The sequence below is a fragment of the Pseudomonas sp. PS1(2021) genome, from assembly GCF_020405165.1.
Lineage (GTDB): Bacteria > Pseudomonadota > Gammaproteobacteria > Pseudomonadales > Pseudomonadaceae > Pseudomonas > Pseudomonas aeruginosa.
This window is the reverse complement of sequence record NZ_CP084484.1, coordinates 327,409-348,950: the sequence shown is the minus strand read 5'-3', so window position 1 is coordinate 348,950 and position 21,542 is coordinate 327,409. Positions and strand designations below refer to the sequence as shown.

The window sequence follows — 21,542 nt, the reverse complement described above, 5'->3', positions numbered from 1 at the left end:
ACCAGCACACGTATCAAGGCACAGTGCTATCATTGAGGCATTCGTGCCCCAGGAGAGCATTGAAGGTGCCCAACCCGTTCGTCGAAGAAGCGGGGCCGCAACCCCCGAAGGTGCTCAAGGCACCCGTGGAAATTCAGGCCAACCTGCGCCTGTTGCAGGATAGCCGCGACTCCCTGCTGATCACCTTTGCCGATCGCAACCAGCGCTTCCAGAGCTTCCTGGTGGACATCGACCGCGACCGCGGGATGGTCGCGCTCGACGAACTAATCCCCAACACCGGCGAACGTTTCCTGCAGAACGGCGAGGCGTTTCGCGTCGAAGCCTTCCACGAAGGCGTGCGTATCGCCTGGGAATGCGAGCGCCCGGTGCAGTTCGGCGAACACGACGGCGTCCCCTGCTACTGGACCGCCCTTCCCGCCGAAGTGCTCTACCACCAGCGCCGCAACGCCTACCGCGCCAGCATCAAGCAGAGCCAGCCGATCGCCGCGGAAATCGCCGGGGAAAAACTCCACGCGCCGCTGAGCGGACAACTGCTGGATATCTCCGCCACCGGCGCCAAGCTGCGCTTCGCCGGCAATGTCGCCGAACGCCTGCATCCCGGCGAGATCTACGAAGACTTCAGCGCCCAGCTGCCACAGGGCGCGATCAGTAGCGCGATCGAACTGCGTCACGTGCGCTTCGACGAAAAGCTCGACGCGACCTTCGCCGGCGTCCGCTTCAGTGAGCAGAGTGTGTAAAAACACTTTCTTATCTTGCGTGCTTCAGCCCATTGCTCCTGGGCGTGGCGATTTCCCGATTATTTACCACGATCAGCGCCGGTAACGCTTCAGAGCGCGTATGAAGCGCTTTGGCACCTCTTGGGGCAGTAAAAGCTGGGCTTTTACGCCGCCATCGCCTTCAACAAGCCTTCGGTGCCGATGATTTTCATCACCCGCTTCAAGTTGTAGGCGAGCACATTCAAGCTCATTTCTGCGCTCACCCCATTCAGTTTTCGAGTCAGGAAGTGCGTTGCTCCCATCCATTGTTTGAGCGTCCCGAAGGGATGCTCAACAGTCCGTTTTCGAACCCGCATCATCTCCGGTGCTTGGTTCAGCCGGCGTTGCATTTCCTCCAGCACCGCTTCATGTTCCCAGCGCCTTACTCGACGATTTGTGCTTGGCGTGCACTGGGTTTTCAGCGCGCAACTCTGGCACTTTGAACTCCAGTAACAGTGCATATTCATGCCTTTCTCAACGCTGGAGAATCGCCAAATCAGTGCCTCTCCAGCCGGGCATGTATATTCGTTTTCGTCGCGTCATAAACGAAGGCATCTTTGTTGAACCGGCCATCAGCCTTGGCGCTTGAAGTCATCGGCTTTGGCACATAAGCGGTGATGTTTGCATCGTGACAGGCGAGGATTTCTTCACCCTTGAAGTAGCCTCGGTCGGCGACTACCGACAATGTTTCTGCGCCAATGGCTTCCCTAGCTTGCTTGGCCATCGAGCTGAGTTGGTCGCGGTCAGAACCTCTGTTGGTGACCTCATGAGCAACAATCAAATGGTGCTGCGTATCGACCGCCGTCTGCACGTTGTAGCCGACGATACCGCTGCCGCGCGTCATCATCGAACGGGCATCCGGGTCGGTCAGCGAAACCTGTTTGTCAGGGGAATCGTTGAGCTGAGTTTCGATCCCTTGAAGCTCTTTCATCTGCGATTTGAGCTTGGCGATTTTATCTTCCAGGCTGGCAATGTCTGGCGCGGAGGCGCTAGGAATCTGTCGATCAGCCGCATCGAGCGCAGCCAAATAACGGCCGATGCTCGCCTCGATTTCTTCCATGCGCCGCTTCAGTTTGGCGCTGGTGAAATTGCGGTCACGGTTGTTCACTGCCTTGAATTTGCTGCCGTCGATGGCAACCAGGTTTTCGTCAAACAACCCCAACTGCTGGCAGAGCAAAACGAACTGGCGGCAGACGCCGCGAATGGCCTTGCTGTTGTCTTTTCGGAAGTTGGCGATGGTCTTGAAATCGGGCATCAAACGCCCGGTTAGCCACATGAGTTCGACGTTGCGCTGGGCTTCTCGCTCCAGACGTCGGCTCGATTGAATTCGGTTTAGGTAACCGTAGATGTAGATCTTCAGCAGGATCGCCGGGTGGTAGGCAGGTCTGCCGGTTTCGGCTGGAATGACGCCATCAAAACCTAGATTGGCCAAATCGAGTTCATCGACGAAAACGTCAACCACCCGAACCGGATTGGTATCGCTGACGTAGTCGTCGAGGCTTTCGGGAAGTAAGGTGCTTTGACCTCGATGTTCACCCTGGATAAACCGTTTCATGGGCGTCCCTTGCGATGAGATTCTCGGAAATCATAGCAAGGGTTTACCGGGATGTTTTTACACACTCTGGTGAGATGAGCGGCCTCGCCCAGCGCCAGGTGGATCGCTTCGTCTACCAGTTGCAGCGCGAAGCGCGGCGCTTCGAGAAAGACGAACTGTTCTGAGTTTCACAGGACCAGCCCCAGCGCCGCCAGGCGCGGCAGGTCCTCGGGACGGTCGACGTCCCAGAGCGCCGGCAACAGATGATGTTCCCAGCCCAGTTGCCGGAGACGCTCGCAGGTCAGCGCCAGCAGGCGGTCTCCGCCCCAGGGCATCGACTCGAACAACAGCGGGTCGACCCGGGTCAGGCCGAGCAGCGCGTAGCCGCCCCGCTCCACCGGCCCCAGCACCGCCTGGTGGCGGCCCAGGGCGGTGCAGGCCGCTTCCAGGTAGTCGCCGTCCAGCACCGGGCAGTCGTGGCGAATCAGCAGTACCGCCTCGCTTTCCGCCAACCCCAGCGCCGCGATACGCCGCATGCGCTCGCCGGGATCGCCGGCCGGCTGGCTCATCAGGCTCCAGCCCAACTCCACCGCCAGCGCCTGCAGATCGCTGTCCAGATCATCGTCGAACCAGAGGATGCGGGCGCTGAAACCGCGATCGGGCAGGCGCAGGGCGCGTTCCAGCAGTACCCGCTGCAGACGCCATGCACTCTCCTCACCGATGGCCTGGGCGATCTTCGGCCGCCGCTGTCCGGGCGGCAGGTTGCGCACCATCAGGTGAAGGGAAGGCGTCGGACTCATCGCAACCTCTCCTGCCTATCGGCTCCCGCGGCGAGCGGAGTTCAGTTCTGCGTCGCACCGTCGGCCTGCGGCGCGTCGGGCTCGCCATCGACCATCTGCTCCTGCACCGCCTGTTCGTCTACCCGCGGATCGAGCGCCGCGACCAGCGGGGAGCTGGTCATGTTGTCCGGGGTCGGCACGTGGTGCAGCGGCGCGTCGTCGACCCGGTGCAGGCCGCTGACCTTCTCCGGATGCACCCGCCAGACCAGGATCAGCGCGCAGGCGCTGACGAACGCATATAGCATGTTAGCGCCAAACAGCCGCATCAGCGCGCCGGCCGCCAGCGGCCCGATGCAGGCGCCGACGCCGAAGGTCACCAGCAGCATGGCGGTCAGCGAAACCCGTCGCTCGGTCTCCACATGGTCGTTGGAAAAGGCCACTGCCAGCGGATAGAGAGTGAACTGCAACATGCTCGCGGCGATTCCCAGGGCCAGCAGCAACGCCAGCGGCATCTGTTGCAACAATGCCAGCGGCAAGGCGAACAGACACAGCAGGATGGCGCAGGCGCGGATCAGCCAGGCGCGGTCGCGACGATCGGACAGCCAGCCGAGCGGCCACTGCACCAGCAGCCCGGCGAAGATGCAGGCGCCCATGTACAGGCCGACCTGCTCGTTGGGCAGTCCCAACTGGTTGGCGTACAGCGGCGCCAGGCCATAGAAGGAGCCGACCACCAGCCCCGAGACCAATACGGTGGTCAGCGACTGCGGCACCCGGCGGATGAAGAAGCGTGGTTCGAGCGGCGCCGGGCGCAGCGCCGCGGGGTGGATCTTGTGGGTCAGGGCCAGCGGCACCAGGCACAGGGCGAAGCAGAAGGCCACCAGCATCAGCAATTCCGGCCCCAGTTGCGGATGCGCCACCAGGATCATCTGGCCGAGCACCAGGCCCAGGTAGGAAGCCGCCATGTAGCCGCCGAATACCGCGCCGCGCTGGCTGGCATCGGCCTGCTCGTTGAGCCAGCTCTCGATCACCATGTACTGGCACATCAGGCCCAGGCCCATCACCATGCGCAAGGCGATCCACGCCGGCAGCCAGGGCAGCAGGCCATGGCCGAGGACCGCGGCGGTGACCACCCCGGCGCAGGCAACGTAGGCGCGGATGTGGCCGACCCGGGCGATCAGCCGGTGACCGACCTTGCCGCCCAGCACCAGGCCGAAGTAGTTGGCTGCCATCAGCGCGCCGACCCACAGGCCGTCGACCTTGTCCGCCGCCAGGCGCAGCGCCAGGTAGGTGCTGAGCAGGCCGGAGCCGGTGAGCATCAGCAGGGTGGCGAAATAGAGAGCGCGAAAAGAGAAGAAAATCCGCCGCATCGGACCTCCGGTCCCGTACAAGGGAGCCGGCGCCGCTCGTGGACTGCCCGGCTCGCACAGCGTTGGAGTCCCGGGGAGGCCCCGGGACAGGACGCGGGATGCCGAAGCCGGCACCCGACACCACGACCCTGCCGCCGCGAGGCGGCAGGGGGTGACACAGGGCTAGGAAAGTACCACGGTGGATCAGGCCTGGGCTGCCAGGACGCGACGTTCCCAGGGACTGATCTCGTCGAAGAAGCTGGTCAGCTCCATGCTCTTGGTCGCCACGTAGCCTTCGACGAACTCGCTGCCGAACAGTTCGCGCGCCAGCGCGCTGCCTTTCAGCCGCCGCAGTGCGTCGTACATGGTGCAAGGCAGGGTCAGTTCCTCCGGTACCTCGAACTCACCCTGGATCGCCGGGCTCGGCTCCAGTTCGTGCTCCAGGCCGTAGAGACCGGCGGCCAGGCTGGCGGCGATGGCCAGGTAGGGGTTGGCGTCGGCGCCCGGCAGGCGATTCTCGACGCGCCGCGCGGAGGGTCCGCTGGCCGGGATGCGCAGGCCGGCGGCGCGGTTGTCGTGGGACCAGCAGGCGTTGTTCGGCGAAGCGTAGGGATGGCAGAGGCGCTGGAAGGAGTTCACATGCGGCGCGAAGAAGGGCGTGAAGTCCGCCAGGCAGGCCTGCTGGCCGCCGATGAAGTGGCGGAACGCGGCGGAAGGCTCGCCATCGGCTTCGCTGAAGATGTTTCGCCCGCCGTCCAGCTCGACGATGCTCTGGTGGATGTGCATCGAGCTGCCCGGCGTCTTCGCCAGCGGCTTGGCCATGCACACCACGATCAGGCCGTGCTTGAGCGCGACCTCCTTGAGCAGGTGCTTGAAGAGGAAGGTCTGGTCGGCCAGCAGGACCGGGTCGCCATGCAGGAAGTTGATCTCGAACTGGCTGGTGCCCATCTCGTGCATGAAGGTGTCGCGCACCAGGCCCAGCGCATCCATGCAGCGATAGACGTCTTCGAAGAACGGTCGCAGGCCGTTGTTGGAAGACACGCTGAAGGCCGAATAGCCCAGCTCGCGCCGGCCATCCGGCCCCAACGGGGCCTGGAACGGCTCGTTGGGATCGGTGTTCGGGGCGAAGACGAAGAACTCCAGTTCGGTGGCCACCACCGGCTGCCAGCCGTGGGCGGCGTAGCGCGCCACCACCTGCTTGAGCAGGCCGCGGGTGGACAGCCCGGACGGCGTGCCATCCAGTTCCTGCGCGTCGCAGATGGCGAAGGCGCGCGGAGTGTTGCTCCAGGGCAGGCGATGGACCTGGGTCGGCTCGGCGACCAGCGCCAGGTCGCCATCGTCGCTGCCATAGAAGCGCGCCGGCGGGTAGCCGCCCATGATGCATTGCAGCAGCACGCCACGGGCGAGTTGCAGGCGCCGGCCGCTGAGGAAGCCCTCGCCGGTCATCACCTTGCCGCGCGGCACCCCGTTGAGGTCGGGGGTGACGCATTCGATTTCTTCAACTCCAGCCAGCCGTTCGGCGAGTGAGCCTTGGCCTTCGATAGTCATGACTTCTTATCCTTGTTGGTATCGCGGATGCCGCACCGGGTGGCGGCCGCGTACAAAATACGCATCGCTTGTTCAAGATATCAAGCATGCGGCACATTCTCGCGTGTGCAAAGCCTTTCGCTGCAGAGGCGTTCTGCCTTGCCTGCCGGGTACGAGGAAAAACGCCGGCCAGGCGTATATCCTCTGTGCCTTCGCTGCCCTACCCGCCACAGGAGTACTGCCGTTGATTCTCGGAACACCCAAGGCCGACTGGCTCGCCGAGTTCCCGCGCCTGGCCGACCTGATCGCCCTGCGCCCGAGCGAGTGGTTCAACCCGGCCATCGCGCCGAGCGCCGAAGCCCTGGCCGACGTCGGCCTCGGCCCCGCCGACGTGGCCGACGCCAGCGCCCGCCTGCAGCGCTTCGCCCCGCTGATCGCCCGGCTGTTTCCGGAAACCGCCGCCAGCGGCGGCATCATCGAGTCCGACCTGGTCGAAGTCGCCGCCTTCCACGACGCCCTGCGCCAGCATTACGCCACCGAACTGCCCGGCCGGCTCTGGCTGAAACGCGATAGCCACCTGCCGATTTCCGGCTCGATCAAGGCCCGCGGCGGCATCTATGAAGTGCTCGCCCATGCCGAGCGCCTGGCCCTGGAGCACGGCCTGGTCGGCCTCGACGACGACTACTCGCGGCTGGCCGAGGCGGATTGCCGGGCATTCTTCGCCCGCCACCGGATAGCGGTGGGCTCCACCGGCAACCTGGGCCTTTCCATCGGCATCATCGGCGCCGCGCTGGGCTTCCAGGCCAGCGTGCACATGTCCGCCGACGCCCGCCAGTGGAAGAAGGACAGGCTGCGCGCCCACGGCGTGACGGTGGTGGAGTACGCCTCCGACTACAGTGTCGCGGTGGAACAGGGCCGCCGCGAGGCGGCCGGCGATCCCTACACCCATTTCGTCGACGACGAAAACTCCCGCGACCTGTTCCTCGGCTACGCCGTCGCCGCCGAGCGACTGCGCGGCCAGCTGGACGCCGCCGGCATCCGCGTCGACAGCGAGCACCCGCTGTTCGTCCACCTGCCCTGCGGGGTCGGCGGCGGTCCCGGCGGGGTGGCCTTCGGCCTCAAGCTGGCGTTCGGCGACGCGGCGCACTGCCTGTTCGCCGAGCCGACCCATTCGCCCTGCATGTTCCTCGGCGTCTATACCGGCCGCCACGAGCAGGTTTCGGTGCAGGACTTCGGCATCGACAACCGCACCGCCGCCGATGGCCTGGCGGTGGGGCGTCCGTCGGGTTTCGTCGGCCGCGCCATGCAGCGCCTGCTCGACGGCTACTACACGGTGGACGACGACGAACTGTTCCGCCTGCTCGCGTTGCTCGAACGCAGCCAGGGCATCCGCCTGGAGCCTTCGGCCCTGGCCGGCGCGCCAGGCATCGCCCGGGTCACCCGTGAGCCGCAGGGCTATCGCGAACGCATGGGGCTGACCTCGGCGCGCCTGGCCAATGCCACCCACCTGGTCTGGGCCACTGGCGGCGGCATGGTGCCCGAGGCGGAAATGCGCGCCTACCTGGAGCGAGGCCGCTCGCTGCTGGACTGACACCGACACGCGCGGGGCGCCACGACCGTCCCGCCACCTCCCGACGAGGACCTTGCATGCGCACACCCGCCTGGCTCGGCAGCGGCATGCCGCTGCTCTTCGTGCTGCTCTGGAGCACTGGATTCCTCGGCGCCAAGTTCGGCCTGCCGTACGCCGAGCCCTTCACCTTCCTGGCCATCCGCCTGCTCCTCGCGGCCGCCCTGCTGGCCGCCTTCGCCCTGCTCAGCGGTGCGCCCTGGCCGGGCTCGGCACGGCTGGCCGGGCATGTCGCGGTCGCCGGCCTGCTGGTCCATGGCCTGTACCTGGGCGGGGTGTTCCTCGCCATCGAGCACGGCATGTCGGCCGGCCTGACCTCCCTGTTGGTCGGCCTGCAACCGCTGGCTACCGCGGCCCTGGCCGGCATCTGGCTCGGCGAGCGGGTCAGCCGCCGGCAATGGCTGGGGCTGGCGCTCGGCCTGGCTGGCGTAGCCCTGGTGGTGCTCGGCCGCATCCACGGTGGCGCCGACGGCCTGGCCTGGGGCGCGGTGCTGATGGCGCTGGCGGCGATCACCTGCGGCACGCTGTACCAGAAGCGCTTCTGCGGCGGCATGGACCTGCGCACCGGCGGCGTCGTCCAGTACCTGGCCAGCGGCGCCCTGCTCGGCCTCGCCGCGCTGCTTTTCGAAAGCCGCGAGGTGCAGTGGAGCACGCCGTTCGTGCTGACCCTCGGCTGGCTGGTGCTGGGGCTCTCGTTCGGCGCCGTCGGCCTGCTCTACACGTTGATCCGGCATGGCGCCGCGTCGAAGGTGGCGAGCCTGTTCTACCTGGTGCCGCCAGTGACCGCGCTGGCCTCCTGGCTGCTGTTCGACGAGCGCCTGGCGCCGGCAGCGATCGGCGGCATGCTGCTGGTGATGCTCGGCGTCGCGCTGGTCAACTGGCCGGGCCGGCGCGCCTGAAGCCTCAGTGGCTGTAGTGCCGGGTGGCGGCGAAGCGGTTGAGGAACAGGTGGATCACCAGCACCGTCATCAGCGTGATCAGCACCGCGAAGCACACCGAGGTAAATCGGTAGAGCACGCTGTACATCATGTCGTGGGTTGGCGTCAGGTACTGGCCGAGGACGATCGCCAGGGTGGTCAGCGCGCCGAAACCGATCCCCGGTACGCCGTTCTCCAGCATGTGGATGCGCGCGCAGAACATCGCCGAGATCCACAGCAACAGGGCGACGAAGGGCAGGATGTCGTAGTGATCGTAGAGCAGCACCTGCAAGCCCACCGCCAGCGCACAGCCGAGCAGCGTACCGAGGGCGCGGATGCGCCCGGCGAAGTGCACGCCCTTCCAGTGCATGGGGAACAACACCAGGATCGAGGCGATCTGCGCCGACAGCGAGTCCTTCAGGTCGAAGGTCTGGAAGACCACGAAGGACAGGGTCGCCACCGTGGCCCCGAGCAGCGTCTCGTGGCGCCGGCTGGGGGCATCCTTGGCCGGCGCCTGGCGCGGCGGCCGCGGTTCGACGTCGGGGAACAGGTAGAACATCAGCACGGCGATGGCCACCGTCAGCCAGGTGGCGACCATGTTGCTGGCGAGCATGTCGAACAGATCGACGTCCGGATAGCTGGCAAAGTGCAGCAGCATCGAGAGGAATACCGAACTCAGTGCGCCGAAGAAGAATAGCGGGCCGCGCGCCATCAGGGCGAAGCGGTAGACGAAGAGGCCGAAGACGATAGGCGTCATCAGCAGCGGCCGGTCGCCGAACAACCCGTACAGCACCAGTACCTCGACGCTGATCACCACCGAGTTGGCGAGGAACTGGCGGACGATGTGCAGGTTGATCACCGGCGTCAGGCCGAGCAGCAGCATCGGGTAGACGCCGAAGAACGAGCCGTAGTCCCAGTTCATCAGCTTGCAGACGAAGAACCCCAGGGTGCCGCCGCCGGCGATGCGCAGGCACTGGCGCAGGTCGTTGGCGGACATCGCGAGCTTGGCCGGCATGGCGTCAGTAGACGTAGTGCAGCAGGCTGATGGCGACGATCTGCGCGCGACCGAGCAGGTGGCTCAGGCCGTCGCCGGGATAGAGCTGCACGGTGGCCTTGGCGCCGGTAGGCAGCAAGCCTTCGGGAAGTTCGTCGAGCACCACGTGCAGGCGCTGGCGCTGGGCGTCGCGGACCCAGCGGTCGGAGGTGACCGGCGCGGCGAGGTCGCCGTTGGCGTCCAGCTGGCCCTCCTTGACCCCGGCGTCGATGGCCGCCACCCGCGCGCCGAACACTTCGCCGGGACGCGCGTCGAACACCACCGCCGCACGGTCGCCAGGGCGCACGTAGCGCAGCGATTTCTCGCGGAAGTCGGCGACGATGTCGATGCGATCGTCCACCACCGCCGCCACCGGCGTACCGGCCGGAACGTAGGTGCCCGGGGTCAGTTGCAGGTTGCTCAGGGTCCCGGCGCGGTCGGCCCGGACGCTGCTGTATTGCAGTTGCAGGCGGGCCTGGGCCAGGGCATTGCGCGCCTGGCGCAGGCGCAGGTTGTCCTCGCCGGCCGTGCCGCGTCGCGCGCTCAGCTCGCCGATCCGCGCCTGGGCCGCGGCGACCCGGGCACGGGCGGCCTGGGCCTGGGCGCTGACCTGCTCGTGCATCTGCTGCGACACATGGTGGCGCTGCACCAGTTGGGCGGTGCGGCGCGCCTCGCTGTCCAGCTCGCCGGCGCTGCTGCGCGCGGCCAGGAGGTCGGCTTTGGCCGAGGCGATGGCGGCATCCAGTTCGCGGTTGGTGCGCTCGGCTTCCTCCAGTGCCAGTTCGGCCTGGCCCACGGCCAGTCGGAAAGGCTCGGGATCGAGGCGGAACAATACTTCGCCGGGCTGCACGTGGCCGTTGTTGGACACCAGCACCTCGGCGACCTGGCCGCTGACACGCGGCGCGACGCGCACCACCGGCCGGGTCAACTGGGCCTGCGGGGTGAGCGGCATCCACAGGTCGGCGACCAGGAAGTAGACGAACAGCAACACGAATACCGCGATAGCGACTTGAACCCAACGGGCAAATCGTTGATCGGGAGTCATAGGGTACGAGCCTCGAATCCAGCGGGAATGCAGTCGCCGCAGCGGGGCCTGAATGCGGGGGTTGGCGCGGCCGGGATGGAACCGGCGACCCGGACGACGGCCAGTGGGTAGCCGTCGCCGCTGCGGCGACCAGGTGACGCAGTATATTTCGAGACAATCGCCCCTGGCCTGCCGGCATCGGCAATAGATCGTTACAGACAGCGTAACAATCGAACGAGCCGGCACGGCAGGCCGCTGCCGCAGTCCGGCACCGGGCCATGCATCGCCAGTGCCAGGCTCCCCCTGTAGCCCTCCTGCGAACTCTAGCAGTGGCCGCGCCCGGTCGACGGCGTAGATTGGCTGAACGATGCGTCCTTCCTGCCTGCGCATCGCCTGCCGCCAAGGACTGCGGATTTCTCCCGACACGCCATACCGCGCGCCAGACGGCTGCCTGAAAAGGCAGGCCAGGTATTCAGTGGAGATACACCATGGCAACACAAGGAGTGTTCACCCTTCCCGCCAACACCCGGTTCGGCGTCACCGCCTTCGCCAACTCGTCCGGAACCCAGACGGTGAACGTGCTGGTCAACAACGAGACGGCCGCGACCTTCAGCGGGCAAAGCACCAATAACGCCGTCATCGGCACCCAGGTGCTCAACTCCGGCAGCAGTGGCAAGGTACAGGTCCAGGTCAGCGTCAACGGCCGCCCCTCGGATCTGGTCTCGGCACAGGTAATCCTGACCAACGAGCTGAACTTCGCCCTGGTCGGCTCTGAAGACGGCACCGACAACGACTACAACGACGCCGTCGTGGTGATCAACTGGCCGCTCGGCTAGGCGTTCGGAAGGGACGGGATGGCGGCAAGCCGCCATCCCTTTCCGACTTCCTGCTATGCCTTGAGCACCTGTCCGAGCAGCAGCAGGCCGGGCAACCAGGCGGTGAATATGGCGCTGGCCAGGGTCAGGTAGGCCACCGGCTTCTGGATGCCGCGGGACAGCCCCAGCAGCAGGAAGAAACAGAACCAGAGCAACGCCCAGACTGTCCAGTTGACCGCGTTCCACAGGCCGAACGGACCACTGGCGCCGGCGAACGACTCGATCGCCACGGTGCAGGCGGTGAGGCTGACGAACAGGCAGAACCAGCCGAGGCCCTTGCCGTCCACCTCGAGGAACTGGTTGGCGGCCACCCACAGATAGGTAAAAGCGAATAGCAGGGTCAGCGCTCCGGCCTTCAGCGAGCCCTGCCCGGCTGCTGCGGAAAAGATCAGGTAGAACGCGACGCAGGCGCTCAGCACGCCGACCAGGAAGTTGATCACCGCCACCTCCCGACCGCTGATCTTGCCCAGCAACCAGACGGCATTGAGAAACAGCACCGCGCCAACGTACAGCAGAACCAGTCCCAGCATCATGACGATACCCCTCTTGTTATTGTTCCGGTCGGCCCGGATCGCTCAGGCGGACGGCTCGTTTCCCAGCAACTCCTGAGCGATCTTCAGGATCGGCTCGCGCCGCTTCATCGCTTCCCGCGACAGGTACTGGTGCGCCTCGCGCTCGTCCCAGCCATGGCGCTGCATCAGCAACACCTTGGCCTGGTTGATCCGGGCCTGGCCGGCGATGCGGTCCTGGAGCTGCTCGGTCTTCTGCTTCAGCTTCGCCATTTCCTCGCTGATGCGCCGCGCCGATACCAGCACAGGCAGCACCCGGTGGGCATCGAGCGGCTGGGTGATCACGCCGTGGCACTCCAGCTCGATGATCTGCGAGAGCACCGCGGGGCTTTCGTACTCCACCAGCGCCACCAGGGTAGTGCGCGGAGTCCCGGCGGCGAGCAGCGCAGCGATCTCGTCGTGGTGGCGATTCTGGAAAATGCTGGTGAAGACCACGTCCACCGGCACGTCGAAGGCTTCCGGCGGCGGCCAGCACTGGCGCACCGAACAACCGATGCGGATCAGCTGCAAGACCAGGGCGTCGCTGACCTCCCCCGGCGGGTTGAGGACCAGCACCTGCAACTCGCGCAGGCTGCCGAGCAGCGAGTTGGCGCTCATGGGAGCGCTCCCCCGCCCATGCTGGCGGACCAGTCGTCGAGGTTATGCACGACGACATAAGGGTCGGGGCGAATCGGTTCGGGCGACTGCCAGCGGACCTGGAACACGCCGCGCGCATCGATTTCCGCGATGCGCGAAGACAGGCGGCTGTGGTTGTTCTGGCGCTCCACCCGGACCGGCCCCTGTGGCGCGTCGATGTCGATGTCGTACAGGTGCCGCTGCACGTCTTCCACCCGCCAGTTGCCTGCGGCCTGCGCGGCGCGGCCGAGCAACAAGGTCTGCCAGTAGGCCGCCTCGGCCCAGGCGGTGATGGTCGCGTTCTCCGGGAAGAAACCATGGCAGGCCTGGACGAAGGCCCGGCTGGCGGGCGTATCGATGCTGGAGAAGTAAGGCGCGACCACCACCTGCCCCTCTGCCACGTCACTCTCCATCTTCGCCACCTCCGCCTCGCTGGTGGTCAGGCTGGCGATCGGCGGCCGCCTGCCGTCGCCGTAGCGACGGGCGATGGCGCGATACAGCTCGGCGGTGCCGGTGCCCACCACGGTGGAGAAGACCACGTCGGCGCGCGCCTGGTAGATGCGCTCGACGGCGCGCTGCAAGTCGTCGTCGGAGGGATACAGCGGAATGTAGATTTCCTCGAGCACCGTGCCGCCGTGCTGGCGATACAGGTGGCGCATCACATGGTTGCTTTCCCGTGGATAGATGTAGTCCGAGCCGATGAACACCACCCGCTCGCCGTAGTGGCGAATCAGGTACGCCGCCAGCGGCGCACTGTTCTGGTTCGGCGCCGGACCGCCGTAGACGATGTTCGGCGAATACTCGAAGCCCTCGTAGGGGGTCGGGTAGCAGAGCAGCGCGTCGGCGCGCTCGACCACCGGCATCACCGCCTTGCGCGTGTGCGACATGTAGCAGCCCACGAGGAACCGTACCCCCCGGTTGCGAATGAAGTCCTCGGCGCACAGCCGATAGCGGTCCGGGTCGCCGCCGGGGTCCTGGGACAGCGTTTCGATCGGGCGACCGCCGACGCCGCCCTCGCGGTTCAGTTGCTCGACCGCGAGCAATGCGCCATAGCGCTGCGAGCGCTCGATATCGGCGGTGACGCCGGTTTCGGAGAACAGCAGGCCGATCAGCGGCCGCTCCTGGTGCGATCCCATCCGTTTCCTCTCCTGTGACTGTCGCTCAGCGCCGTACGAAGCGAACCCGCTCGTGCTCCAGGCTCGCCAGGTAGGTCGTGCAGTTCCCGTCGCCCGGCTGGTGGTGATCGAGCAGATGCTCGGCCAGCGGTACCTCGAGATGATGACGGACGCTGCGGCGCAACGCACGGGCGCCGAACTGCCGGTCGAAGCCGGCGCGGGCGATCTTCGCCAGCACCTCCGGGGTCGCCTCCAGGCGGCAGCGATGCTTCTCCAGGCGCCGGTTGAGCCGCTGCACCTCCAGCTCGACCAGGCGCGCGACGACGTCGCGTTCGATCCAGTTGAAGGTGACCACGCTATCGAGACGATTGACGAACTCCGGCGAGAAGGTCTTCAGCAGCCGGGCCCGGACCATCCCGTCGATGTCCCGCCGCCGGCGCTCGCCGCCGACCGGCAGCAGGCGCCAGGGCAGGCGCTGGCGACGCTCGTCGTAGCGCTGGATCTCATGGGCGCAGAGATTGCTGGTCATGAACACCAGGGTGTTGCGGAAATGGTAGGTGCGTTCGCCGGAAGCGACCCGTAGCAGGCCGTTGTCGAGTACGTTGAGCAACGCATGGACCACTTCCGGGCTGGCCTTTTCCAGTTCGTCGAAGAGAACGATGCCGGGGCGCCCGGGACTGCCGTCCAGCTTGTCCTGCTCCAACAGGGTGGTGCCCTCCTTCGCCCCGACGTAGCCCGGCGGCGCACCGGTGAGGGCGGCGGCATAGTGCTCCTGGGACAGGGTGTTCATGTCCACCCGGCAGAACCCCTCGGCGTCGCCGTGCAGGGCCCTGGCCAGGGCGCGCACGATCTCGGTCTTGCCGACTCCGGTGGGGCCGAGGAACAGCGCGCTGAACAGCGGACGGCGCGGGTCGGCGATGTCCGCGCGAACCACCTTGAGCATGTCCTCGACGGCCTGTAGCGCCGGTTCCTGGCCGAGCACCTCGGCGCGCAGGCAGTCCATCACCGCCGCCGGGTCGAAACGGAAACGGCTGTGCAGGGCGCTGCGGTGACTCAGGTGGGCCTGGAGCAGACTTGCCTCGGCAAGATTCTCCCGCGCCAGGGCCTGTTCCTCGTCCTGCTGCCGGCGGGACTGGTCGAGCATGTCGCTCAGAAAAGGCATGGATGAAACTCCTTCTGCCACAGGGGGGAAATGGCGGAGACGGCGTGCCGCACGACGGCACGCCGGACTGGCGGCGTCTGCCGTCAGGCTTCCTTCTCCAGTCCCTCGTAGGGCAGCCGGCCGACCGGGCATTGCGCCACGCCGGTGGTCGAGCGGGTCAGTCGCTCGACATTGTCGCGCGCCTTCTCGGCGTCGGTGACCCAGGTGCGGTAGAACTCGAACGGACACTCCGCCAGGCCCCGGTCGCCATCGCCGGATGCCTGCAAGCCGCTGTAGCCGCGGTGGAGGATCTTGAACAGGTGGTTCTGCGACTGATCGTTGGCGCGCGCATCGCGGATCTGCGAAAGCGACAGCTGGGCGTACTGGATACCCATTTCCTCCTCGCCGCACTCACCGAGGGTACGGCCGTCGAAGCCGATGATCGCCGAGTGGCCGAAGTAGGAATACACGCCGTCGAAGCCGGCGGCGTTGGCCACCGCCACATAGCAGTTGTTGGCCCAGGCCATGGCCTTGGCCATCATCACCTGCTGGTCCTTGGCCGGGTACATGTAGCCCTGGCAGCGCACGATCAGCTCGGCGCCCTTCATCGCGCAGTCGCGCCAGATTTCCGGGTAGTTGCCGTCGTCGCAGATGATCAGGCTGATCTTCATGCCCTTCGGCCCTTCGCTGACGTAGGTCTGGCCACCGGGATACCAGCCCTCGATGGGGCACCAGGGAATGATCTTGCGGTACTTCTGGACGATCTCGCCGTTGTTGTCGATCAGCACCAGGGTGTTGTACGGCGCCTTGCGCGGATGCTCCTCGTGCCGTTCGCCGGTGAGGGAGAATACGCCCCAGACGTTGGCCTTGCGGCAGGCGCGGGAGAATATCTCGGTTTCCTCGCCGGGGATCGCCACCGCGGTTTCCATCATCTCCGCCGGATCGTACATGATGCCCTGCAGGCTGTACTCGGGGAACACCACCAGGTCCATGCCGGGCAGGCCCTGCTTCATGCCGACGATCATGTCGGCGATCTTCCGGGCGTTGTCCAGGACCTCCGCCGCGGTGTGCAGGCGCGGCATCTTGTAGTTGACCACCGCCACTCCGACGGTGTCGTTGCTGCTGGAAATATCGCCGTGACGCATGGGTATCACCTCTTGTTGTTATTTTTTCGGGACGAAAAAAGGCCCTCCCGGGTAACCCCGGGAGAGCCCATTTGCTCTGTGCGTATGCGTTAGGTTCGGTCCCGCGACATCGACGCTGATGCGCATGACCTGATGGCGCCACTTATAAGCCCCGTCGGAAGGGCCTGTCAAGGTTCGTGTAACGTTATGTAATCGGCGCGATCGCGAAAGCACATGGTGCGAGCCTGAGATAGCATGCAGCCATCATTCGCACGGAAGCTTCGCTAATGAAACTCGGACTCTTCGCCTGGATCGCCCTCTTCCTCCTGTCGGTCTGCGCATTTCCGGCACTGGCCGCCAATAGCCCCTGCTCGGGAAAGAAAGGCGGTATCGCCGGTTGCGACGGCGACATCTTTCTCTGCAACGACGGCTCCATCAGCGCCTCGAAGCGCAGTTGCGCGGCCTACTTCGGCAACGCCGGCGGACGTACCGGACAACCCGCCGTACAGCGTCTGCAAGGCACGACGCAGGGCTGTGCCTGTGGCAGCGGCTCGTTCTGCACGGGCCCGCGCGGAGGGGTGTACTGCCTGACGCCGGGCGGCAAGAAAAGCTATCGGAGAAAGTGACGGCAAGCGGACTGGCGAAGCGGCGAGGGAAGCTGGAGCAGAGCATGAAATGGCGTCCCGGAGAGGGGTCGAACCTCCAACCTTCCCCTTAGGAGGGGGATGCTCTATCCAATTGAGCTACCGGGACACACCGGACATGGCGAGCGGTGCGCCGCGTCCGGGCGGCATGTTAACGGCAGAGAAAGCGTTTGTCATGCCACTGCCACCAAGGCTGCGCATAATTTTCCGCAACCCTGGAGGTGCAGCATGAACCAGACCGTCGCCATTCCCGCCGCACAGGACCTGCCGGACGCCCCGCGCCAGCCGCGGATACCGGACTCCCCCTTCGCCAGCTTCGACGTGCGGATCGCCAGCGAGCACGACGCGCCGCGCCTGTCGTTGCTGCTACAGCAACTCGGTAGCGCCGATCCGCGCCCGGACCCGGCGTTGCTGGCCATCCAGCTGCAACGACCGCGCGGCGACCGGGTCACCCTGGTGGCCGAGCGCGGCGAGCGCCTGCTCGGCACCTGCACCCTGCATCTGATCGAACACCTGGCGCACGATTTCGCCCGCTCGGCGATTCTCGAAGACATGGTGGTCGACCGCCACGCCCGCGGCCAAGGCGTAGGCCGCGAACTGATCGGCCGGGCCGTGGAGCGCGCGCGCAGTTGGGGCTGCTACAAACTGGCGCTTTCCAGTCATCAGGACCGGGAAACCGCGCAGCGCTTCTATGCCGCGCTGGGGTTCACCAGCCACGGCGTAAGCCTGGCGCTGCATCTGGGCTGAAATCATCATGCATTTTGCAACCGGCAAAATGCCAATCCGTGCAAAGCGCATGCTACAGAGTTCCAGGCACAGACATATATAATTGATTTAAAAGGATTTTTTATAGAAAAAAGTTGGCACAACCGCTGCTACAAGACCCTCAGGATCAAACCTTGGCCATCTGCCTGGCAAAGCTACGAAATGGAGGTGAACATGAGCAGCTCACGCAACCTGGTCGGCACCGGACTTCTTTCCCTGCTGGCTCTCGTAGTCTTCCAGAACAGCGCACTGGGCGACGAGGACAGGACTCAGGAACGCAACGGCGAAAGGCCGGTAGTGCTGGACAGCAACGCAACGCCGCAGTGGGCACCCGCTGCGCAGCGACTGGTGATCCAGGCGCCCGACGAATCCCCGCGCATCGTCACCGTAGGCGAGGACGAGCGCGGCACGGCGCTGGTGACCGCGGCCGACGAACAGGCCTGGACATTCTGACGAAGCAAGCGCCGGGAGACCGGCATCCAACGACGCTACACCGCCGCACAGGTCCCCGGGATGCTGGCGGGCGGAAGGGAGAAAGAACATGTGGATCCTGGCTTTGCCGCTGACCGCCCTGGCCCTTTCGGTCGGCGTCTACGGGCTGCTCTGGCTGATAGAGCGCGGAGGAGACGAATATCCAGCGAAGCTTCCGCTGAGCGACAAGGGCGCCACGGAACCTCGTCGCCACTGAGCCGGCACAAGGAACAGCGAGCCCGACGGAGAGGGCTCCGGGAGTGAAACCATGTCACGATCCGCCGTCATTCTTCTGTTCGTGGTGATCGCCAGCGCGATCCTGGCGCTGAGCCTGCCGCCCGACGCCACCCTCCTCGCCTGGTGCGCCTGGGGACTGCTGGGCATATCCGGCGCCTGGCTGCTGTTTGCGCTGGTGGTGGGTCGGCGAATCCGCTTCGATCCCAGCCTGGACTGATTTCGCCCGCAGCGCTTTGCCTGGCGCTACAGCGTCGCTCACAGCGGCAGGCACATGCCGTCGCGCGCCAGTTCCACCCCTTCGGGCAACGCAGCGGGGTGGTCCAGCAGCCAGGCGTCCAGCGTATGCCCGACGTGGGTCAACACGGCCCGCCGGGGACGCAGCGATTCGATGCACTCCAGTGCCCGCGTCAGGTCGTTGTGGTTGCGCGGCGGCCGCTCCTGCGGCGGCATCGAGCAGTCCAGCACCAGCAGGTCCAGCGGCGCCGCGAGCAATCGCGAGGCGCTGTCCGCCGGCAGCCCGACGGTATCGGTGAGGTAGGCCAGGCGCCGTATCGTTCCCTCCTCGGAAGCCCCCTCCAGCAAGTAGCCGAAGGTTGGCTTCGAGTGGACCAGCGGCAACGCGGTCGCCGCCAGCGCGCCCCACTGGCGCCGCTCGAAGGCGCCGAAGGGCTGGCTGAAATCGAGGATGCCCGGATGCTTGTAGAGGTCGGCGAGGCCCTCCGGGTCAGCCGGGCCGTGCACCGGGATCACCAGGCCCTGGCCCCAGCGCAGGTGCAGCAGGCCCTGGGCGTGGTCGGCGTGGTAATGGGTCTGGAGGATGCCGTCGAGGCTATGGGGCGGGAAGCGCTCGCAGAGATCGACCAGGCCGCTGTCGATCAGCCAGCGCTGGCCGGCGCACTCCAGCAGCGCGCTACAGGGACGGCGACGCAGGACGGCGTCGGCGCGGGCGTTGCGACAGGCCGGGCAATCGCAACCGTAGACCGGCACCTGGCGGGCGTCGCCGGTGCCGAGCAGGGTCAGGCGCATGCGCGGTCGCTGCCGAGACGGACCAGGAGGCTGCGTAGCGTGTCGTCGAGGTCACCGGAGTTGTCCAGTTGGAACAGCGGGCCCTCCAGGCCGGCGGCGAACTCGGCGTTGCGCGCCAGGCGCGCCTCGATTTCCTCGGGGCTTTCCCGGCCACGCGCCAGCAGGCGCTGGCGCAGCACCTCGGGTTTCACCCCGAGCAGGACCGCGAGCAGATCCGGATAGCGCCGGCGGGCCTGCGCCAGGTAGCCGCGCGAGCCGTTCACCAGCACGTCGTAGCCCTGTGCCAACCACTCGTCGATCTGCACCGGGATGCCATAGCAAAGGCCGTTGGCGCGCCAGCTCATGGCGAACGCCGAGGCCCGCTCGAGGGTGTCGAACTGCGCCGGAGTCACCGCCTGGGCGTCCTCCCCCACCGCTTCCGCGGAGCGCGTGATCAGCCGCCGCACGATACGGCAGCCGCGCAGCGCCAGGGGCTCGCGCGCGGCCTGCAACAGGCTGTCCTTGCCCGAGCCGGAAGGCCCCATCAGATAAATCAGTCTGCCTGTCATCAGAACACTCTCTGCCCGCCGCGCCAGACCTGGCGCACCACCGGCTGGTTGTTGCCGAGCGCCCGCGCCTGCAGCAGATCGGCGCGCAGGCCGACGCGGATTTCGCCACGATCGGTCAGCCCGGCGGCCAGCGCCGGGGTACGGCTGACCATCGCCACCGCGCGCGGCAGGTCGTAGCGGATCGCATCATACTCGCTGTGCTCGCCGGCGAGCAGCAAGGCCGCATGCAGCAGGCTGGCCGGATAGTAGTCGCTGGAAAGGATATCCAGCACGCCGATTCCCGCCAGTTGCGCCGCCGCCACGTTGCCCGAGTGGGAACCGCCGCGGACCACGTTGGGCGCCCCCATCAGCACCTGCAGGCCATGCTCGTGGCTGGCCCTGGCGGCCTCCACGGTGGTCGGGAACTCGGCGATGGCCATGCCGTAGCCGGCCGACTCGCGGACATGCGCGAGGGTCGCGTCGTCATGGCTGGCCACCGACAGGCCGCGTCCCTGGCAGACATCGACGATGGCCGCACGGGCGGCGTCGCTGTAGCGCTCGGAGTTGGCTACCTGCTCGACGATGAAGGCGTCCATCTCGGCATCGCTCAGGTGGTACTTGCCCTGGTAGTACTCGCGGTACTTCTCCAGCCTGGCGAACTGGCGCTGGCCGGGGGCGTGGTCCATCACCGAGACCAGTTGCACCAGCGGATGCTCGACCAGTTCGCGGAACACCTCCAGCGTCTGCGGATGGCTGACCTCGCAACGCAGGTGCAGGCGATGGTCGGCGCGCGCGTCGCCGCTGGCGGCGGCCTCGCCGATGGCCTCGAGCATCTTCGGCAACTGCTGCATGCGCCTGCCCTTGGGGTTGACGTCGCCGATGGACAGCGCGTCGAACACCGTGGTGATCCCCGCGGCGACGATCTGCGCGTCGTGCGCCAGCACCGCCGAGGCCGACGGCCAGTCGACGCCGGGACGCGGGCTCATGTGCTTCTCCAGGTTGTCGGTGTGCAGCTCGACCAGGCCGGGCAGCAGGTAGTCGCCCCCCAGGTCCTCGGCCCCGGCCAGGTGGCTGCGGCCTTCGTCGACCGCGGCGATCAGGCCGTCGCGCAGCAGCACGCTGCCGACGAAGACCCGCTCGGCGCTGACTACCCGGGCATTGCTGAGAACGCGTTCAGACGACATGGGCTTGCTCCTGGCGGGAAAGCTCCTGGCTCATGTCCAGGTAGCGGCTGGCCACCGCCTCGCGGGCGGCGCGGTCGTGGAAGATGCCGATCAACGCGGCGCCGGCGGCCTTGGCTTCGCCGATCAGTTCCAGCACTACCTGGCGGTTGGCTTCGTCGAGGGACGCGGTCGGCTCGTCGAGTAGCAGGATCGGCCACTCGACCATGAAGCCGCGGGCAATGTTGACGCGTTGCTGCTCGCCGCCGGAAAAGGTACCCGGCGCCAGTTGCCAGAGGCGTTCCGGGATGTTCAGCCGGGCCAGCAGGCTGCGCGCCCGCAGTTCGGCGCTGTCGCGGCTCCAGCCACGGGCCAGGGCCGGCTCCATGACCACGTCGAGGGTCGCCACCCGCGGGATCACCCGCAGGAACTGGCTGACATAGCCGAGGGTCTGGCGACGCACGGCGAGCACCTCGCGAGGCTCGGCGCCGACCAGTTCCAGCCAGTCGCCGGCGTGGCGCAGGCGGATGCTGCCGCCGGCCGGCAGGTAGTTGCCGTAGAGCGTGCGCAGCAGGGTGCTCTTGCCGGCACCGGAGCGTCCGTGGAGCACCAGGCATTCGCCGCCGGCGACATTGAAGTTGAGCCCGCGCAGCACATTGAGCACTACGCCCTGTTGCTGGTGCAGGGTGAAGGTCTTGCTGAGGTCGCGGACCTCGATCAGGTTGTTCATC

General features: G+C 66.5%; 22 protein-coding genes, 1 tRNA gene and 3 pseudogenes. 10 read left to right on the top strand and 16 right to left on the bottom strand.

Going from position 1 to position 21,542, the window contains the following annotated elements:
- Positions 1-23: 23 nt before the first annotated feature.
- A pseudogene (flgZ, locus tag LE197_RS01760) lies at positions 24-731 on the top strand (flagellar brake protein FlgZ); the annotation flags it as partial.
- A 149-nt stretch (positions 732-880) separates the two neighbouring features.
- Here flgZ and LE197_RS01755 read toward each other — a convergent pair.
- Positions 881-2,310, bottom strand: a pseudogene (locus LE197_RS01755) (IS1182-like element ISPmo1 family transposase).
- Between the two features lie 68 nt (positions 2,311-2,378).
- On the opposite strand from LE197_RS01755, the pseudogene LE197_RS01750 reads away from it, so the two are divergent.
- Positions 2,379-2,474, top strand: a pseudogene (locus LE197_RS01750) (pilus assembly protein PilZ); the annotation flags it as partial.
- Between the two features lie 3 nt (positions 2,475-2,477).
- Here the strand turns inward: LE197_RS01750 and LE197_RS01745 are convergent.
- From LE197_RS01745 to LE197_RS01735, 3 genes are all read right to left on the bottom strand, one after another.
- Positions 2,478-3,089 (bottom strand): TIGR04282 family arsenosugar biosynthesis glycosyltransferase, encoded by a 612-nt coding sequence (locus LE197_RS01745; protein WP_033975497.1) that lies wholly within the window; start codon positions 3,087-3,089, stop codon positions 2,478-2,480.
- A 41-nt stretch (positions 3,090-3,130) separates the two neighbouring features.
- Positions 3,131-4,435 (bottom strand): MFS transporter, encoded by a 1,305-nt coding sequence (locus LE197_RS01740; RefSeq protein WP_003098737.1) that lies wholly within the window; start codon positions 4,433-4,435, stop codon positions 3,131-3,133.
- Between the two features lie 183 nt (positions 4,436-4,618).
- The gene (locus LE197_RS01735) at positions 4,619-5,860 is read right to left on the bottom strand and encodes a glutamine synthetase family protein (protein WP_073647204.1); all 1,242 of its coding nucleotides are present in this window, start codon (positions 5,858-5,860) and stop codon (positions 4,619-4,621) included.
- 325 nt (positions 5,861-6,185) lie between these two features.
- On the opposite strand from LE197_RS01735, the gene dsdA reads away from it, so the two are divergent.
- Complete coding sequence (dsdA, locus tag LE197_RS01730; protein ID WP_059309711.1) at positions 6,186-7,532, top strand: D-serine ammonia-lyase; 1,347 nt, start codon at positions 6,186-6,188, stop codon at positions 7,530-7,532.
- A gap of 56 nt (positions 7,533-7,588) precedes the next feature.
- Positions 7,589-8,467: a DMT family transporter gene (locus LE197_RS01725; RefSeq protein ID WP_033975502.1), complete on the top strand. Its 879-nt coding sequence runs from the start codon at positions 7,589-7,591 to the stop codon at positions 8,465-8,467.
- A gap of 4 nt (positions 8,468-8,471) precedes the next feature.
- Here the strand turns inward: LE197_RS01725 and LE197_RS01720 are convergent, their stop codons facing one another.
- A complete protein-coding gene (locus LE197_RS01720; RefSeq protein WP_003119630.1) occupies positions 8,472-9,482 on the bottom strand; it encodes a DUF2955 domain-containing protein in 1,011 nt (336 codons plus the stop codon).
- A gap of 22 nt (positions 9,483-9,504) precedes the next feature.
- The gene (locus LE197_RS01715) at positions 9,505-10,563 is read right to left on the bottom strand and encodes an HlyD family secretion protein (RefSeq protein ID WP_042169959.1); all 1,059 of its coding nucleotides are present in this window, start codon (positions 10,561-10,563) and stop codon (positions 9,505-9,507) included.
- 467 nt (positions 10,564-11,030) lie between these two features.
- Between LE197_RS01715 and lecB the strand changes: the two genes are divergently transcribed.
- Positions 11,031-11,378: a fucose-binding lectin LecB gene (gene lecB / locus LE197_RS01710; RefSeq protein WP_003098728.1), complete on the top strand. Its 348-nt coding sequence runs from the start codon at positions 11,031-11,033 to the stop codon at positions 11,376-11,378.
- 53 nt (positions 11,379-11,431) lie between these two features.
- On the opposite strand, the gene LE197_RS01705 is transcribed toward lecB, so the two are convergent.
- The 5 genes from LE197_RS01705 to LE197_RS01685 form a co-directional block, all read right to left on the bottom strand.
- Entirely contained in the window at positions 11,432-11,950 is a 519-nt protein-coding gene (locus LE197_RS01705; RefSeq protein ID WP_033968569.1) for an AmiS/UreI family transporter, read from the bottom strand.
- Between the two features lie 42 nt (positions 11,951-11,992).
- Positions 11,993-12,583, bottom strand: coding sequence for a transcriptional antitermination factor AmiR (amiR, locus tag LE197_RS01700; protein WP_058178850.1), 591 nt, complete (start codon positions 12,581-12,583; stop codon positions 11,993-11,995).
- Entirely contained in the window at positions 12,580-13,737 is a 1,158-nt protein-coding gene (amiC, locus tag LE197_RS01695) for an aliphatic amidase expression-regulating protein AmiC (protein WP_033968566.1), read from the bottom strand. The genes amiR and amiC overlap by 4 nt, the downstream gene beginning before the upstream one ends.
- Before the next feature lie 25 nt (positions 13,738-13,762).
- Positions 13,763-14,878 carry an AAA family ATPase gene (locus LE197_RS01690; protein WP_003098718.1) on the bottom strand — a complete coding sequence of 372 codons (1,116 nt, stop codon included), beginning with the start codon at positions 14,876-14,878 and terminating at the stop codon, positions 13,763-13,765.
- Between the two features lie 83 nt (positions 14,879-14,961).
- Entirely contained in the window at positions 14,962-16,002 is a 1,041-nt protein-coding gene (locus LE197_RS01685) for an aliphatic amidase (RefSeq protein ID WP_023106108.1), read from the bottom strand.
- A 266-nt stretch (positions 16,003-16,268) separates the two neighbouring features.
- Here LE197_RS01685 and LE197_RS01680 point away from each other — a divergent pair, with 266 nt between their 5' ends.
- The gene (locus LE197_RS01680; RefSeq protein WP_033968564.1) at positions 16,269-16,607 is read left to right on the top strand and encodes a hypothetical protein; all 339 of its coding nucleotides are present in this window, start codon (positions 16,269-16,271) and stop codon (positions 16,605-16,607) included.
- 50 nt (positions 16,608-16,657) lie between these two features.
- On the opposite strand, the gene LE197_RS01675 is transcribed toward LE197_RS01680, so the two are convergent.
- Positions 16,658-16,734: transfer RNA gene (locus tag LE197_RS01675), tRNA-Arg, on the bottom strand.
- A 119-nt stretch (positions 16,735-16,853) separates the two neighbouring features.
- Here LE197_RS01675 and LE197_RS01670 point away from each other — a divergent pair.
- The 4 genes from LE197_RS01670 (at position 16,854) to LE197_RS01655 (ending at position 18,315) form a co-directional block, all read left to right on the top strand.
- The gene (locus LE197_RS01670; RefSeq protein WP_003091762.1) at positions 16,854-17,372 is read left to right on the top strand and encodes a GNAT family N-acetyltransferase; all 519 of its coding nucleotides are present in this window, start codon (positions 16,854-16,856) and stop codon (positions 17,370-17,372) included.
- 192 nt (positions 17,373-17,564) lie between these two features.
- Positions 17,565-17,843, top strand: coding sequence for a hypothetical protein (locus LE197_RS01665; RefSeq protein WP_033968561.1), 279 nt, complete (start codon positions 17,565-17,567; stop codon positions 17,841-17,843).
- A gap of 88 nt (positions 17,844-17,931) precedes the next feature.
- On the top strand, positions 17,932-18,078 hold the full coding sequence (locus tag LE197_RS01660; protein WP_003091766.1) for a hypothetical protein: 147 nt from the start codon (positions 17,932-17,934) through the stop codon (positions 18,076-18,078).
- 51 nt (positions 18,079-18,129) lie between these two features.
- Positions 18,130-18,315 (top strand): PA3371 family protein, encoded by a 186-nt coding sequence (locus LE197_RS01655; RefSeq protein WP_003091768.1) that lies wholly within the window; start codon positions 18,130-18,132, stop codon positions 18,313-18,315.
- 38 nt (positions 18,316-18,353) lie between these two features.
- Here LE197_RS01655 and phnP read toward each other — a convergent pair whose 3' ends face one another.
- From phnP to phnL, 4 genes are read right to left on the bottom strand one after another with little or no spacing between them, the layout of a single operon-like run.
- Entirely contained in the window at positions 18,354-19,124 is a 771-nt protein-coding gene (gene phnP / locus LE197_RS01650) for a phosphonate metabolism protein PhnP (protein WP_059309712.1), read from the bottom strand.
- Positions 19,115-19,672 (bottom strand): phosphonate metabolism protein/1,5-bisphosphokinase (PRPP-forming) PhnN, encoded by a 558-nt coding sequence (gene phnN, locus LE197_RS01645; protein WP_059309713.1) that lies wholly within the window; start codon positions 19,670-19,672, stop codon positions 19,115-19,117. The genes phnP and phnN overlap by 10 nt, the downstream gene beginning before the upstream one ends.
- Positions 19,672-20,835, bottom strand: coding sequence for an alpha-D-ribose 1-methylphosphonate 5-triphosphate diphosphatase (locus tag LE197_RS01640; RefSeq protein ID WP_033968555.1), 1,164 nt, complete (start codon positions 20,833-20,835; stop codon positions 19,672-19,674). Before LE197_RS01640 ends, phnN begins: the two co-directional genes overlap by 1 nt.
- Positions 20,825-21,541, bottom strand: coding sequence for a phosphonate C-P lyase system protein PhnL (gene phnL / locus LE197_RS01635; RefSeq protein ID WP_003098702.1), 717 nt, complete (start codon positions 21,539-21,541; stop codon positions 20,825-20,827). The genes LE197_RS01640 and phnL overlap by 11 nt, the downstream gene beginning before the upstream one ends.
- Position 21,542: the final 1 nt, after the last annotated feature.